This window comes from Nostoc sp. UIC 10890, from assembly GCF_054786515.1.
The window spans coordinates 5,981,773-5,997,380 of sequence record NZ_JBSGKF010000001.1; the positions used below are offsets into that span (position 1 = coordinate 5,981,773).

The 15,608-nt window shown below is 41.4% G+C and carries 13 protein-coding genes; 6 read left to right on the forward strand and 7 right to left on the reverse strand.

Annotated elements, in window-relative coordinates:
* The first annotated feature begins 127 nt into the window (after positions 1–127).
* Positions 128–1,213 (forward strand): glycosyltransferase family 4 protein, encoded by a 1,086-nt coding sequence (locus ACWATR_RS24810; protein WP_460338293.1) that lies wholly within the window; start codon positions 128–130, stop codon positions 1,211–1,213.
* A gap of 277 nt (positions 1,214–1,490) precedes the next feature.
* On the opposite strand, the gene ACWATR_RS24815 is transcribed toward ACWATR_RS24810, so the two are convergent.
* Positions 1,491–3,122: a DUF655 domain-containing protein gene (locus ACWATR_RS24815; RefSeq protein WP_460338295.1), complete on the reverse strand. Its 1,632-nt coding sequence runs from the start codon at positions 3,120–3,122 to the stop codon at positions 1,491–1,493.
* 208 nt (positions 3,123–3,330) lie between these two features.
* On the opposite strand from ACWATR_RS24815, the gene ACWATR_RS24820 reads away from it, so the two are divergent.
* From ACWATR_RS24820 to ACWATR_RS24840, 5 genes are all read left to right on the forward strand, one after another.
* The gene (locus tag ACWATR_RS24820; RefSeq protein WP_460340656.1) at positions 3,331–4,500 is read left to right on the forward strand and encodes a cysteine desulfurase family protein; all 1,170 of its coding nucleotides are present in this window, start codon (positions 3,331–3,333) and stop codon (positions 4,498–4,500) included.
* Between the two features lie 971 nt (positions 4,501–5,471).
* Complete coding sequence (locus ACWATR_RS24825) at positions 5,472–6,548, forward strand: iron ABC transporter substrate-binding protein (protein ID WP_460338297.1); 1,077 nt, start codon at positions 5,472–5,474, stop codon at positions 6,546–6,548.
* 155 nt (positions 6,549–6,703) lie between these two features.
* Positions 6,704–7,714 carry an iron ABC transporter substrate-binding protein gene (locus ACWATR_RS24830; protein WP_460338299.1) on the forward strand — a complete coding sequence of 337 codons (1,011 nt, stop codon included), beginning with the start codon at positions 6,704–6,706 and terminating at the stop codon, positions 7,712–7,714.
* Between the two features lie 3 nt (positions 7,715–7,717).
* Complete coding sequence (locus ACWATR_RS24835; RefSeq protein ID WP_460338301.1) at positions 7,718–9,355, forward strand: ABC transporter permease; 1,638 nt, start codon at positions 7,718–7,720, stop codon at positions 9,353–9,355.
* A 62-nt stretch (positions 9,356–9,417) separates the two neighbouring features.
* On the forward strand, positions 9,418–10,458 hold the full coding sequence (locus tag ACWATR_RS24840; RefSeq protein ID WP_460338304.1) for an ABC transporter ATP-binding protein: 1,041 nt from the start codon (positions 9,418–9,420) through the stop codon (positions 10,456–10,458).
* Positions 10,459–10,827: 369 nt separating this feature from the next.
* On the opposite strand, the gene ACWATR_RS24845 is transcribed toward ACWATR_RS24840, so the two are convergent.
* The 6 genes from ACWATR_RS24845 to ACWATR_RS24870 all read right to left on the reverse strand — a co-directional run bounded on the left by ACWATR_RS24845 (position 10,828) and on the right by ACWATR_RS24870 (position 15,578).
* Positions 10,828–10,965: a hypothetical protein gene (locus ACWATR_RS24845; protein WP_460338306.1), complete on the reverse strand. Its 138-nt coding sequence runs from the start codon at positions 10,963–10,965 to the stop codon at positions 10,828–10,830.
* 161 nt (positions 10,966–11,126) lie between these two features.
* Entirely contained in the window at positions 11,127–11,705 is a 579-nt protein-coding gene (locus tag ACWATR_RS24850; protein ID WP_460338308.1) for a Uma2 family endonuclease, read from the reverse strand.
* A gap of 104 nt (positions 11,706–11,809) precedes the next feature.
* On the reverse strand, positions 11,810–12,769 hold the full coding sequence (locus ACWATR_RS24855; protein ID WP_460338310.1) for a M23 family metallopeptidase: 960 nt from the start codon (positions 12,767–12,769) through the stop codon (positions 11,810–11,812).
* A gap of 142 nt (positions 12,770–12,911) precedes the next feature.
* A complete protein-coding gene (locus ACWATR_RS24860) occupies positions 12,912–13,922 on the reverse strand; it encodes a phycobilisome rod-core linker polypeptide (RefSeq protein WP_460338312.1) in 1,011 nt (336 codons plus the stop codon).
* A 694-nt stretch (positions 13,923–14,616) separates the two neighbouring features.
* Positions 14,617–14,955, reverse strand: coding sequence for a CpeR family transcriptional regulator (locus ACWATR_RS24865; protein ID WP_460338314.1), 339 nt, complete (start codon positions 14,953–14,955; stop codon positions 14,617–14,619).
* The gene (locus tag ACWATR_RS24870; protein ID WP_460338316.1) at positions 14,949–15,578 is read right to left on the reverse strand and encodes a CpcT/CpeT family chromophore lyase; all 630 of its coding nucleotides are present in this window, start codon (positions 15,576–15,578) and stop codon (positions 14,949–14,951) included. Before ACWATR_RS24870 ends, ACWATR_RS24865 begins: the two co-directional genes overlap by 7 nt.
* Positions 15,579–15,608: the final 30 nt, after the last annotated feature.

Sequence of the window (15,608 nt, forward strand, 5' to 3'; positions counted from 1 at the left end):
TGAAGGAGATTGTTAAAAAGTTTAGTATCTGAAGTTACTTTCTGATGCCAAGTGAATCAATTACAAGCACTAAAACAACAGAAATAAAAAACTTCTAATTAAACTTTTATTTTTTAGGAGGTTTGTGATGAGAATTGCTCAAGTCGCTCCATTATGGGAAAGAGTTCCACCTCCAGGTTATGGTGGGATAGAGTTAGTAGTAGGGTTACTGACAGATGAATTAGTCCGACGCGGACATGACGTAACCTTATTTGCATCGGGAGATTCTATGAGTCTGGCAAAATTAAGGTCAGTTCATCCCCGTGCCCTCAGACTTGATCCGACTATCAAAGATTTTGGCATTTACGAGATGCTGAATCTAGCTTCGGTGTACGAACGCGCAGAAGAGTTTGATATTATTCACTCCCATATCGGGCACGGGGCATTATCTTACGCAAATCTTGTCACAACCCCTACAGTTCACACGTTGCACGGTATTTTTACCTCTGACAACGAAAAGATGTTTAGTTTTGGTAAAAAACAACCCTACGTCAATATTTCCGATGCACAACGAGAACCAAGGTTAGGGTTGAATTGTATAGCAACAGTTTACAACGGGATTGATGTCAGCAGTTATAAGTTTCACTCCCAACCACAAGATCCTCCTTACCTCGCGTTTTTGGGTCGGATATCTCCTGAGAAGGGAGCGCACTTAGCCATAGAAATTGCCAAACAATCTGGTTGGCACTTGAAAATGGCAGGTAAAGTGGATGTCGTCGATGTGGAATACTTTGAAAAGGAAATCAAACCACTGATTGACGGGGAGCAAATTGAGTATCTGGGTGAAGCCAACCATGCTCAAAAAAATGCTTTGATGGGAGGTGCAGTAGCAACTCTATTCCCCATCACTTGGCGGGAACCATTTGGATTGGTGATGGTGGAGTCAATGGCTTCGGGTACGCCAGTGATTGCAATGAAATTGGGGTCTACTGAAGAGGTAATTTCCCACGGCAAGACGGGTTTCCTCTGCAATAATATTCAAGAATGCATTAGTGCTATTGATCGCGTCATCGAGTTAGACCGCTATACCTGTCGTCAGTATGTCGAAAATCTTTTCAGTGTTGAGCACATGACTGATGGTTATGAGGCGGTTTATCAACAAATAATCGCAGAACGATTTTCTCAGAATGGGCATTTTCGCAGTTTGGTTGAGTTAGCTAGCGATCGCATTTAAATACCTATTCATGTGGTTTTACAGCCCTGGCGAAGGTCATTCAGGGCTACACAAACAAAGCCCACCTCTGTGGGCTGATATAAAAGGGAAAAGGTTAAAGGGGAAAGGGGAAAGGGGAAAGGGATGATGATTGTCGCCCACAATTGGTCTCGCTTTTTACCTTCCCCATAAAATTTGGATTATTTCGCTTTACTTCGGGCGTTAGCGCAGCGGGACGAAGTACGGTTTTTACCTTTCCCCCTTCCCCTTTCCCCCTTCCCCTTCTTCATAAAGACTACTACCAAGTTAGGCGGTTGCTCCATTTTCCTACAGTTCTAGCACTCACTCCTGGAACTCGTTCTAAGTCTTGCAAAGATGTAAATTTTTGCTGTTGACGACTAAGAATTATCCGCTGCGCTAATTTCTTACCAACACCAGGGAGAGTTGCTAATTCTTCCAAAGTTGCAGTGTTAATATTTAGTTGTTTAATTGCTTGTGGTTCACTTGATGAAGAAGTTTTTATTTGGGGACATTGTGTTTGTTCTAATTTAATTTTTTCTTGAATCGCTGGTGGCAAGCCCGGTTTCACTTTGGTATAAAGACGAGCAAATTCTCGCACATAATGAGCAGCAATGATGGGATTTTCAATCACTACAATTGTCTCATCGTTACCATAATTAGCGGCATCTGACCAATTATGAGAACCTGTAATTACTGTTGTACTATCAATAACACCAAATTTGTGATGCAGTAAATCACCTTTGGGTAACACAGGTACGCCTACAGTAGTAATTGGATTAGCCCAAGGATGGTTGTCAACTTCATATTTACATTTATTACTGAGAGCAACCCCCATCATATCCAATGCTTCGCTATAGGGACGATAGGCAAATTGTGGTTCAATTAAAGCGCGAATTTGGACACTTTGTTGATGGCGTTTTTCTAAAATATTTGCAAGCCGCTGATCGGAAAACACAAATAACGCCAAATCGGTTGATTTAATTGCTGAATCTAAAGTTTTGCCAATTAAACCATTACTACTGTTACTCCAAGGTTGAGTTGGAGAAGTAGGAGAAAATTGTACAGTAATTTGGGTGTTACCTAAAGTTATTTGTTTAGGTAAACGCATTGGCTTTTGCAAACCAAATCGACTATCTGGCTGACCTCCCGGCCCGTCACCCCACATAATGTTAAACTCTTCTGTAAATAAAGATGCTAATTCTGGACTGTCAATTTGCAATAAGTTATTGGCATTCCCTAAAGTGTTGGAATTTGTAAAATCACCATAAGTATCACTTAAAGTAAAATTTGCGGAAGTGATAATTACAATCCGATTATCCACAATCACAAATTTATGATGCATCAAGCTACTACCTGCTGAACCATCCGCTTGATCATCAATCCAGGGAATTTGGCCATTTTGCAAAATCATCAAAGCATCTCTTTGATTGATTTCTGCTGGACTAAGTTGATTGTCTTGGTTAATATCGATAAATTGGCGAAACTCTTTATAGCGTTCCTGTTCCCTTTTATCTAACTTACCTACTTCAGCAGATGTTAAGCTACTCCAAGGTCGGCTGTAGTTATTTTCTAAAATTATCCTGACTTTTACCCCAGCTTTTTGTCTATCAACTAATGCTTGGGCAACTTTGGGTAAACGTAATTCTTGCACTGCCACATCTACTGTAGATTTAGCCTGTGTAATAGCATCGGTAATCTGTTTTTCTAAATCATCCCCAAGGCGAGTTTGCTGACGGTAAGATTCTTTGTATTCTGAAGACTCAGAATGGTTAAAGTAAACTTGAACTAATGGGTCTTGTGGTAAGGGTTCTGGACGCTGATTGTAGGACTGGACTCGTTGACAACCAGCAAGGGAGAATATTAGTAAAAAGATATATAAAAAATATCTTTGTCTAGAGATAAGTTGCACTGTAATCTGTTAAAAGTGGATTGGGAGTGGACATATTTATCATTCCCAAAATGTTGTGTTCTGAATTAAGTAGAAAAATAGCTTTCCAAGGCAAGGGAAAAATCTATTGCTAGAGGCAGAATTACAAAGATTTTTTCCGTTTTTTTTACTCAAGCTGATAATATCAGCAGTCTATGTACCAACGTGTATTCTCACCATTAGCGGTTATATGCAAATTTATCTAGATTACAGCGCCACTACACCCACTCGAAAAGAAGCGATCGCAGTTATGCAAACAATCCTCACTCAACAGTGGGGCAATCCTTCCAGCTTACATGAGTGGGGACAACGGGCTGCAACAGTTGTAGAACAAGCTAGAGTCCAAGTTGCTGGTTTAATTAACGCCGCCAATTCGGAATCTATCATTTTTACCTCTGGCGGCACTGAGGCAGATAATCTAGCAATTATGGGCGTGGCTCGGTTGTATGCTGTTCCTCAACATATTATTATCTCTAGCATTGAGCATTCCGCAATTTCTGAAACAGTACGCTTGCTAGAAGTGTGGGGATGGGAAGTTACGCGCTTGTCTGTGGATATTAAAGGCAGAGTCAACCCCTTAGATTTAAAGGCGGCGTTGCGACACAACACAGTCTTAGTTTCTATAATTTACGGTCAAAGTGAAGTAGGGACAGTGCAACCGATCGCAGAACTGGGTAAGATAGTGCGATCGCATGGTGCTTTGTTCCATACAGATGCAGTGCAAGCTGCGGGACGCTTACCCATAGATGTGCAACAACTCCCCGTAGACTTACTTAGCCTTTCTAGTCATAAAATATATGGGCCACAAGGTGCTGGGGCGCTATATGTGCGTCCTGGTGTGGAATTGATGCCTCTATTTAGTGGTGGTGGACAGGAAATGGGATTGCGTTCTGGTACACAAGCAGTACCGATAATTGCCGGATTTGGTATCGCAGCAGAATTAGCAGCCGAAGAATTGCCTACAGAAACACCACGATTGATTGAGTTACGCGATCGCGCTTTTGCCCAATTAGCTGAGATTCCTGGTTTAATTCCTACAGGGGATGCTTGCGATCGCTTACCTCACCATATTAGTCTGTGCCTAGAAAACGCCGATGGCGAAAAACTCAGCGGTAAAGCCTTAGTACGACAGCTAAACCTTGCAGGCATCGGCATCAGTGCTGGTGCTGCCTGTCATAGTGGTAAACTTAGCCCTAGTCCGATATTGTTAGCGATGGGTTATTCAGAAAAAGCGGCTTTGGGGGGAATTCGCATCACATTGGGGCGTGATACCACCGCTGCTGATATAGATTGGGCAGTGATGGTATTGAAGCAAGTTTTGCAGAGACTAACACCGGATTTATCTTTAGTTAAGCGTTAAATTCAATCTCATAAATTACAGACAAGATTGGGGTTGCATATTTGCGGGATGATTTTACTATTATTTGTGGGGTGCGCCGAAAAACCATTGCTGTCAACTTAACGCGAAACCGCACGTCCGCCAGGGATTGTAAATCCCTGTCTCATAGCTAAAGTCCTCTGAAGAGGACTAATACCAATTCACAATTCGCAATTCGCAATGGGCTAACGCCCCGCTCCGCTAACGCAATTAAAAAACTTAGATGCAGCATAGCTTTCAGGGGTTACATCTGGATCAGATTTTTCGTGAAATGGTATAAAGAGCGCAAAAATTTTCAGTCTACTTCAGTAGACTTGAGCAATTAGTCAGGGATTTACAATCCCTGACGGGTGAACAACACCCAATCCAATACTGCTCGGATAAGCATTTTGAACTCGGAATTGGGTTTGGGGAAAAGGTTAAAGGGTAAAGGTTAAAGGTTTTTTCTTTCCCCTTACCCCTTACCCTTTTCCCCAAAACCCGACAAGTATTGACACCCAATCAGTACGCTATTTTTGGCTTAAGTTGACACCAGTGGCATCTTGCCCGCCCTGATGATGCAAGTTAAATGCCGATTAGCTTACCTCACACTCATTTCCACACGAAAATAATTCCCATCTGTATCTGGTTGCTTAAAGGCAACCTTTTTGATTTAATGGAAATTAATATCAAGTATTTCTTGGAACTTTATTCAAAATATTATCAATTATCAAGGTAAAAACTCTCCAAGATGGTGTTTGTAAACTCTAGTTTATAGCTAGCCCTGGCGAGTATAAGTCTCGCCTAAACCAGATAAAATAAGTAAAATTTGCTGTAATATCTTGATTTAGAAAAAACATTATGTTTTAGATGTTAGTCAAGAGTAAAACCAGTTTATGATATTATCGATATATTTAATCAATACAATTATTGATAATTTTGGGTAATAGTTTTAATTCTGGTGGAAGAAAATTATGAAGCGCCGTAAGTTTGTCTATATAGTTGGACTAGCAACTGCTAGTGGGGGATTAGCGATCGCTTGTAATCCTAATCAAACTCCCACCGATACTGCCGAATCGCCTTCAGGGCAAGCTACACCAGCTACGGCTGCTACTGGTGTCTTAGAAAAAGAGCTAGTAATCTACTCAGGACGCAACGAAAAACTCATTGGCGAGCTGATCAAACAATTTGAGCAACAAAGCAATGCTAAGGTACAAGTCCGCTACGGCGATACTGCTGAATTAGCATCAGCAATTTTGGAAGAAGGGGCAAACAGTCCCGCAGATGTCTTCTTTGCCCAAGATGCTAGCGCCCTCGGTGCTATTCAAAAAGCAAATCGAGCAGTACAGTTACCAACATCTCTTCTGAATCAAGTAGATACTACCTATCGTTCACCAGAAGGGAAATGGCTAGGTATTACGGGGAGAGTGCGGACAGTAGATTACAACTCTAAATCAGTAAAATCGAGTGAATTACCATCGTCGATTTTTGGCTTTACTGAACCGAAATGGAAAGGGAAAATTGGCTGGGCACCTACAAATGGTTCCTTTCAATCCTTTGTCACCGCTTTACGAGTTGCAGAAGGAGAAGACAAAGCTAGGCAATGGTTAGAAGGTATTAAAGCTAACAATGCTAAAGTTTATCCTAATAATACTGCGATCGTAGAAGCCTTATCTCGCGGCGAAATTGGTGTGGGATTTGTCAATCATTATTATCTAGAACGAGTCAAACAAGATAACCCTCAAGTTCCTGTGGAGCATCATTTTACCGATGATGTGGGTTCCTTGGTAAATGTCGCAGGTGTAGCAATTCTTAACAGCGCCAAACATCCAAATATTGCTCAAAAGTTTGTCGAATTCATGCTGAATGAAAATGCCCAAAACTACTTTGCTAATCAAACTTTTGAGTATCCTCTAACTTCGGCTGTTGCACCCAAAGCTAAACTAAAATCTCTCCAAGAAATTAAAAAACAAACTCAAAAAATTGACTTGAGTAATCTGAGCGATTTAGAGACAACACTCAAGCTCATGCAGCAAGTACAAGTCATATAACCTGCTGTAAGTTGGAATGCATCTGACAAGAGTAGGAAAAATCTAAATTTTTTGAGAAAGTTTATTGCTTACCAGTACAGGTTAATGGTAAAGGTTGAGAATACCAAGATTATTGCAAAAACTTCCTGGTAAGTATTAAGGTGGAGGATTGGAAATTGAAAAGTTTACCATTGCTGAAAGTTTCAGCGTTAGCTCTAGCTGTAACGCTCGGTTGGGGAATCGGTGTGGCTGTAAATGCTCAAACGAAAACCCTCGTAATCTATTCAGGCAGAGAAGAAAAACTAATTGGCCCCTTAATAGAGAAAGCAAAAAAAGACTTGAATCAGGATATTCAAGTGCGTTATGGCGATACTGCTGAATTAGCGATCGCACTTTTGGAAGAAGGGAAAAATAGCCGTACAGACTTGTTTTTTGCTCAAGATGCTGGTGCTTTAGGCACTTTGGAGAAAAAACAGGTAACACTACCAATAGCCTCTAAACTGCTAAACAAGGTTGATTCCCGCTTTCGTTCTGCTAAAGGGCATTGGCTAGGAATTTCCGGTCGCGCTCGTGTCATTGACTACAACACAAAGTTAGTTAAAGCAGGGGAACTACCGACATCAATTTCGCAGTTAACAGAACCAAAATGGCGCGGTAAAGTCGGCTGGGCACCCACAAACGGCTCATTTCAGTCATTTGTTACGGCAATGCGAGTCTTAGATGGAGACGCAAAGACTCTCCAATGGCTCAAAGCGATGAAAGCTAATGGTGTCAAAGATTACGGTAAAAATTCTGCGATCGTCGAAGCTGTGGGACGTGGAGAAGTTCATCTTGGTTTAGTGAATAATTACTACTTGTATCGCTTCAAAAAAGATAATCCGAACTTTCCTGTTGCCCACCACTACACAAGCAAAGATGCAGGATCAATGATTAATGTGGCAGGAGTAGCTATTACGAAAACCACAGATCAAAAAGCTGATGTAGAAGCTTTAATTGATTATCTGCTCAAACAGAGTTCACAAAATTACTTTGCTCAAGAAACTAACGAGTATCCTCTAGTAAAAGGAATTCCAGCGCCATCAAAACAAGTACCAATCAGTAAGCTAAATCCACCCAATGTTAACTTGACAGATTTAGATGATTTGCCAGCAACGTTGAATTTATTACAGCAGGCAGGAGTTTTGTAACAGTTGAAAGCGGTTCGCCCTCCATTATTTCTCACATTATCGGCAGCGGTAGTGGCAGTTGCCATTGCCCTGCCATTGCTATACTTAGTAATTCGCACCGCAGGTATTGGCGGGGAAGAGTTCTGGGAATTGATTTCTCGTCCCCGCAATATCATGGTTTTTTTCAACAGTGCGGCGATGGCGGCAACGGTGACGTTATTTTCTACACTAATTGCCGTACCATTGGCGTTTTTAACTGTGCGGACAGACTTACCAGGAAGACGTTTTTGGTTAGTGGCGACAACATTACCCTTAGCGGTTCCTAGCTATGTAGGCAGTTTTGCGCTGATTGCAACTTTGGCACCACGGGGTAGCTTTTTGCAGCTGTTGCTTCAACCATTAGGAGTAGAAGAATTACCTTCCATTTATGGTTTTCCTGGGACAGTTTTGGCAATTACTTTGTTTACCTATCCCTATATGCTGCTGAGTGTACGTTCTGGATTACAAGGTATTGATCCATCTCTAGAAGAAGCGTCTCGTAGTTTGGGTTATGGTAGTAGAGAAACCTTTTTTAAGGTAGTTTTGCCACAGTTGAAACCATCATTAATTGCAGGTGGATTATTAGTAGCTTTATATGCCTTGCGCGACTTTGGTACACCTTCGCTGATGCGATTTGATGCCTTTACGCGGGCAATTTTTTTACAATATAAAACTAGTTTTAATCGGAACTCAGCCGCAGCTTTGTCTTTGATGTTGGTGACATTAGTACTGCTAATTTTGTGGCTGGAATATCGAATGCGATCGCGGGCAGCTTATTATAGTCGTGGTTCCGCTTCTCTGCGTCCACCCAAAATTGTCAAGTTGGGAATTTGGAAATGGCCAGCTTTCGGCTTTTGTCTGCTAATCACTAGCTTTGGTGTAGTTTTACCAGTAGGTATCACCTTATTTTGGCTGATTCGCGGACTTAACGGTGGCTACACTTTCCCCAATTTATTCCCCACCATTCTCAACTCCATTGGCGCGGCTGGATTAGCGGCTTTAGCCACCACAATCTTTGCTTTACCAGTAGCAATTTTAGCAGTCAGATTTCCAAGTAAAATCACCGCCATAATTGAACGCTGTTCTTACATCGGTTTTGGAGTTCCGGGAATAGTTGTTGCCTTATCTTTAGTATTTTTTGGTGCCAACTATCTGCCAGCACTGTACCAAACTCTCCCGATGCTGATATTTGCATATTTAGTTTTATTTTTACCGCAATCAGTGGGAACAGTCCGCAGTTCGCTTTTACAAGTAAATCCCCAGCTAGAAGAATCAGCGCGTAGTCTAGGTAGGAATGCTTGGCAAACTTTAAGAGAAGTTACCCTACCTCTGGTACAACCAGGTGTGTTGAGTGGTGCGGTGCTGGTATTTCTCACAGCGATTAAAGAACTACCCGCCACAATGCTGTTAGCGCCTATTGGCTTTAGTACTTTAGCAATGCAAATTTGGCAAGCCACAGAAAATGTAGATTTTGCCGATGCGGCGGCGGCTTCATTAGCTATGCTACTAGTTTCTATGGGTTCAACTTTATTGGTGCTATCTCAAGAGAACGTCAAAAAAGAGCAAGTCTTGAAGGAGGTAGGAGGCAGGGGGCAGGAGGTAGAAGGAGTAAATCACTTATAGAATTCCACCTCTACTGATTTGCAACTTTTCAAGTAATTGAACTATACTACTTCCCACTCCCTATGCAACAAGTAATTCTAGATTTACAAAATGTCACCAAGCGGTTTGTAGAAAGTGCCTTCCCTGCTGTAGATAACGTATCTTTGACGTTGCAACAAGGAGATATATTAGGATTGCTCGGCCCATCTGGTTGTGGTAAAACTACGCTGTTGCGAATGATTGCTGGTTTTGAGCGATCGCAAGCAGGAGAAATTAAAATTGGTGGGCAGATAGTTTGCGATAATTCTACTTGCATCCCAGCCGAACAGCGTGACATCGGCGTTGTTTTTCAAGATTATGCCCTGTTTCCCCATCTAAATGTGGCAGAAAATGTGGCTTTTGGGTTGAAACATTTCAGTAAACAACAAATACAAAAACGCATAGCCGAAGTTATTACTTTAGTGAGACTCGAAGGTTTAGAAAAACGTTATCCTTACGAACTCTCAGGTGGACAACAGCAGCGGGTTGCACTCGCCCGCGCTTTAGCACCCCAACCCCAACTCATGCTTTTAGATGAACCTTTGAGTAATCTTGATATCCAAGTTAGGTTGCGCTTGCGAGAAGAAGTGCGCGACATTCTCAAAGCTGCGGGTACTTCAGCAATTTTTGTTACCCACGATCAAGAAGAAGCATTAGCTATTTCGGATATAGTGGGTGTGATGCGCCAAGGACATTTAGAGCAAATAGGCACGCCAGAAGAAATTTATACTCATCCAGCATCAAGATTCGTCGCCGAATTTGTGACTCAAGCTAATTTTCTTCCCGCCCATCGTCAAGGGAATTTATGGAAAACAGAAATCGGCAGTTTTGAGTTAAGGGCAAATCATACCGATGATAGTGGTGAAATCATGATCCGCCAAGAAGATTTTATCTTAAAGCCAGCCACAGATGCGCCCGTAGTTGTCCGCACCCGAAGGTTTTTAGGGCGTGAATATCAATATTGTTTACAAACTCCTTCTGGTAAAGAACTCCATGCGCGGACGCTGAAAGATATAGCGTTACCTGTGGGTACAAGAGTAGAGTTATCTATAGCCAGTGATAGTGTAAAGGTTTTTCCACAATAGATTTTGCTGTTAACTATTTAGACACTAGTACCGCAAGGCGGAATTAAAAATTAAAAATTAAAAATTAAAAATGAAGACAGTGTAAGGGTTTTGTTGATTGGGAATCAATACTGCTTGGGCTTTGCATTTTGAACTCGGAATTGGGTTTTGGGAAAAGGTTAAAGGGTAAAGGGTAAAGGTTTTTTCTTTCCCCTTACCCTTTTCCCTTTAACTGACAAGTATTGGACCAAGGCTGTGGTTCGGTGGAGCAGTTAGCTGAGAGTCTCCGTTCAAGTGACGACTTGTTGTTTTGGTGGGATTAATTGTTTGGCATTGTAAGGATAAAATTTTCCCTCTCCTCGCAGAAGCTACGGTGTACACACAAGTATTTTAACCTGCACCTTTGATGCATCGACCTGCACCTTTGATGCATCGACCTGCACCTTTGATGCATCGACCTGCACCTTTGATGCATCGACCTGTACCTTTGATGCATCGGTGAAAAGTCAGTTTAATTGACCTAGCCATGAGCTTGGTTGAAGAATTTGACCTTGCGCTAAGTAATTTATAAGCTGAGGTTAACTATTTGTTATCTGCTTCATCTTCAAACAGGATGGTGTTCAGAAGATTCAATTCATTGGATGCCATAAAATAGCGATCGCTAAAAACTGTTGATTTCTGATGAAACTTTAGGGATTTAATCCAGCTTGTTGAAAGATTGCGTGAGGGGTAATTTCCAATTCTGGTAGCAAATCATCAGTAATTATTTGATGAGATCGATAAGTAATCGGCAAGGAAGATGGCGCAAATACAGTTACAGTTCTAGCTTTTGTATCAACCACCCAAACACGAGAAACATCAGCTTTCAGATAATCAGTAGCTTTTTCTGCAATTTCACCAAAAGTTTGACCAGGTGAAATGATTTCGATGACTAATTCAGGTGCGATAGGACAAGCTTCGTCTAATAGCCAATCAGCAGGAAGACGGTTATGAGAAATATAGGTCAGATCGGCTACAGGCATCCAATCTTGTTGATTTCGTGTTAGTTTAATTGCCCATTCAATCACAACCCGACCCTTTGCTTGTGCCCATGCAGACAATAGTATAAATAAAGCACCAGTAGTCGAGCTATGAAAAAATTTTGGTGACATTTCATTGTCTTTATACTTGGGTACAGCTTCACCGTTAACAAACTCGTATGTAATATCTTCTTCGGGAAGTGCGAGAAATTCTTCTAGGGTTAGGCGTTGATTAGAAGACTGAACCATAGATATTATGTGGATAAAAGATGCTTGCTTTTAGTTTAGGCGATCGCTAAAATTCTCCATAAAGAGACTTCCTATTCCACCCCCACTTGAAAGACGTAAATCCCTCAAAATTTTTGGGATTTTGAGGGATTTACTTCGAGGCTATCCGCCTTCCGTGTGTTTCCGGTAAAAAAACGGTCAGAACGAATCTGACTGCCATTTCGCCAAACTTCCACTTTTTCAGGAGTGATTAAATAAGAAAAACTGCCATTATTTGCTCGATATCTGTTTTTACCAATATTCAAAGCTGTGATCTTTATAGGCTGACTTAGGTCTTGCTTTAACTGCCCAATATAAAATAACTGACCATTTTCTTCACAGACTTTTACACGAATGCTTGCAGTCTCACCTTCAATAACAGTAATTCCATTACATTTAGTATCAGTGCTTATAGGTGCAAAATCTATGGGAATTGGCTGTGAAGGTGAAACTTGAATTGCTACTGGAGGTGGCGAAACTGGGCGGTTCGGGTTATCCACTTGCTGAACTTGAGAACCGGAATTAACGCTTGCAGTTAAGGATGTCAACAGACGCAGGGGGTCAACTGCTATTCGACTATTTGGATAAACTTCAAAGTGTAGATGAGGTGCTGTACTATTGCCTGTAGATCCCATCTCGGCAATAATTTGACCTTGAATGACCTGTTGACCCTTACTCACTAATAAACGGCGATTGTGTCCATAAACAGTAATGCTGCCGTCGAGATGTTTTATAGTTATGGCATTGCCTAATCCCCAATTATCCCAACCTGCTTTGACAACTGTACCGGATGCAGCAGCAACAATAGGAGTTCCAGATGCACCTGCAATATCAATTCCTTCATGTTGATATTTGCGGAAGCCTTGAGAAATAAACCCTTGAGTTGGCCAGATTAAGTTAGAAGCAGAAATAGGAGTTTGCCCAATTGGGGAATCGCCTGCTAACTGTGTTAGGGCAGATGTTGCTGTGCTTATTAATATAGTTGTTAAGGATATTAACCCAATTAGTCCATAAGTAGGGTATCGATAAACGATAGCTTTTTTCATACATTGCAAGCTTATTCAAACAATAATTAAGACACTTCTTGACTATTTATTGTTTCAAACTGACTTGGAAAACATCAGGAAATTAAAATAGGGTGAGTTAAGAAAAGCCTAACCCACCCGATAGAACTAAACAATAGAGAAATTAGCCATTAAAAACGCGACTGCGCCACTTATTCAACCGGGCTTCCCCAATTGTGGCAGACCGTCGAGAATCAGCAACTTGCTCTTGCAAAGCTGCAATCTGTTTTTCTTGGGCGTCAGCTTGCTGTTGCAAAGATGTATATTCGCCTGTGCTGGTCACGGAACTAGAAGTCTGCCAACTATTACTAAATTTTGTTGCACCGATGCTGGCAAAGGGTCTTAAGTCTGCTAGTTGTTGTTGCAAAGTTGCAATCTGGCTTTCTTGCTCTTTAATCTTTTGCCGCAAGCCTTGTTCGGCTGCTGTGCGAGTTGCAATAAAGTTATTAACTGGAGTAGCAGCCGTTTCTGGTCTGGGCTTGAATATTTCGGCAAGTATTGCACTAACATCGGTGGGTTTCAGTTTACCGTAAGGAGTGTTGGTAATTAGCGATCGCACTAGTTGAGGTTGATTATTTGTTGCTAGGTTCTGATCACTGCTAGAATTACTCCGCAACAGTTGCAGCATATTGCTAAATTCCAATATTTTTTTGCCGGTTTGGGTTTTATAACCCCGGTAATATGGCACGATGTTATCCCCAAAGGCATCTAGATACTCGTCACTATCAAGATAAGAATCAATATCCGCCTCAAAACCCGACTCGTCTAGAATGTTGCTGTGAAGTACCGTCTCAGAGTAGTCATCGGGAGCGCGACCCAGTAAGTGCTTGAAATTCAGTTCAATTGCCCGATAGCGGTAAACGTTATCAAAAAATCTGGAGCGATACAACTCTGATTTGGCAATTTGACGCACAAACTCACGAACATCGATTATCCCTTGCTTGAGTTGGGATTCTGGAACGACAAGCCGCTCACTTTCCATAATGTAGGCATTACCCAACACTTGCCGATAAACTGCCCGAATGACAATTTCAATGTCATCAACTGAAGCAGTATTCCACAGTTCGATGGGTTCTGTTTGGGGAAATGCTTGATATTGGCGTTGTCTGGTTGCGTCGTCTATGAAGGTCTGCATAATTGAGTTAGTGTGGGTAGAATTGACTAATTTATCAAGTAAAAATAAAATTTCTGGCGTTGCTGAATCAAGGGATGATTCTTGTAGGGTGGGCGTCTCGCCCGCCCTGAAATACAAGGGACGGGCAAGATGCCACTGGTGTCAACTTAAGCCAAAAATAGCGTACTGATTGGGTGTTGTTCACCCGCCAGGGATTGTAAATCCTGACTAATTGCTCAAGTCTACTGAAGTAGACTGAAAATTTTTGCGCTATGAAGTCCTCTGAAGAGGACTTTAGCTATGAGACAGGGATTTACAATCCCTGGCGGACGTGCGGTTTCGCGTTAAGTTGACACCAGTGGCAAGATGCCCATCCCACAAAACTAGCAAAATCATCCCGCAAATATGCAACGCCAAATTTCTATAGTAGGCTGGCAATACTAAATAGCAAAGCCGTAACACACTCTACTGAAGATTTACTAATTACTAGTTATTGATATTAAGTTATCAAGTTTTGGGGATTTTTTTAGTTACATTTTCTAACAAACTGAGACGGCTAACTGTTAATAACTAATAGCTAATCATGATAAAAAAATTAGCAACTAGACATTAACAATTAGCCGTCAACCCCCTTGGGGAGTATTTAAAATTCAAAACTTAATTTTGAATTGGAGTATAGACGCCTGTCAGAATAATTTCCGCAGAATAGTAACCCTTAAACCCGCTCATCAAATCTAGTGTAGAAACCACCGTATTTTATCCAGTATTGTTTCAAAGTATGATGAGGTGTATGTAAACTAGCTTTTGCCTGATATAAAATAACTTGGCGATGAGCGCCCATCCAAATTTTATTAACGGAGTCAACGGATATTACTGTTCCTCCTAAAGAAGCAACACATTGAGAGAATCTTTCAATCGTTGTATATTCTAATGTCTCGAATATAAAAAAGTTACCCGAACAAATCAAGTGGCGGCTGCGAATCCAGCAGCGCATCTTTTTTTCAGCCTGTGGAGGTAACATTTTAGCTTTAACAGATTCAAGCTGAATCAACATAATGCGCTCACCGCACTTAATTCATCAGCAAAACTTTCTCGTTTTTCAAACCGCAATGGGCCAGCAGTTGATCCCCATATTTGCTTGTGGGTTTCAATATCCATACCTTTATCTAGACTTATCCAAGTACGCTCGGTCATTTCTACTTCGCTGACAAGATATGTCTGGCATCCATTGCGCTTAATCAAACATTGATTGCCTGGTTCCACACTGCCTCGAAATATTTCACCTTCTCGTTGAAAAACCATTGAACAGTTATAACGCCGTTCAATGCTCTCTGGGGTGATGGTTTTGAGGATATCTAATTCACGAGCCGCACCTGCATAAAGCATCTGATCTTTCAAGCTGTAATTTTCGATATAAATGCGATCGCCCAAATCGACTAGTTTATGTACTCCCTGACGATAGGGTGTCCATAAATCGTGGTCATACGCTTGTTCAGAATAAAAACCGATAGCAGAAAAAAACTCAATCGGTAAAGGACGAAAAAAAATGTGAATGTGGGCGTAAAGTTGGGGATTTGCAAAAGATTGCTTGTAGTTGCTAAAATCTCCCGCCATCCAACAGGCTAAGGTGAGCAAATCGCTAGCGTTGGTGCTAGATTCACTGGGCGCTATCGTCATATTCAACCTCAGAGTGACAAAACTAGATGA

Bases quoted from the DNA above. Each gene is read 5' to 3' on its own strand.
- ACWATR_RS24810 (WP_460338293.1), top strand. From the start codon at position 128: ATGAGAATTGCTCAAGTCGCTCCATTATGGGAAAGAGTTCCACCTCCA.
- ACWATR_RS24820 (WP_460340656.1), top strand. From the start codon at position 3,331: ATGCAAATTTATCTAGATTACAGCGCCACTACACCCACTCGAAAAGAA.
- ACWATR_RS24825 (WP_460338297.1), top strand. From the start codon at position 5,472: ATGAAGCGCCGTAAGTTTGTCTATATAGTTGGACTAGCAACTGCTAGT.
- ACWATR_RS24840 (WP_460338304.1), top strand. From the start codon at position 9,418: ATGCAACAAGTAATTCTAGATTTACAAAATGTCACCAAGCGGTTTGTA.
- ACWATR_RS24845 (WP_460338306.1), bottom strand. From the start codon at position 10,965: ATGGCTAGGTCAATTAAACTGACTTTTCACCGATGCATCAAAGGTACA.
- ACWATR_RS24850 (WP_460338308.1), bottom strand. From the start codon at position 11,705: ATGGTTCAGTCTTCTAATCAACGCCTAACCCTAGAAGAATTTCTCGCA.
- ACWATR_RS24855 (WP_460338310.1), bottom strand. From the start codon at position 12,769: ATGAAAAAAGCTATCGTTTATCGATACCCTACTTATGGACTAATTGGG.
- ACWATR_RS24860 (WP_460338312.1), bottom strand. From the start codon at position 13,922: ATGCAGACCTTCATAGACGACGCAACCAGACAACGCCAATATCAAGCA.
- ACWATR_RS24865 (WP_460338314.1), bottom strand. From the start codon at position 14,955: ATGTTGATTCAGCTTGAATCTGTTAAAGCTAAAATGTTACCTCCACAG.
- ACWATR_RS24870 (WP_460338316.1), bottom strand. From the start codon at position 15,578: ATGACGATAGCGCCCAGTGAATCTAGCACCAACGCTAGCGATTTGCTC.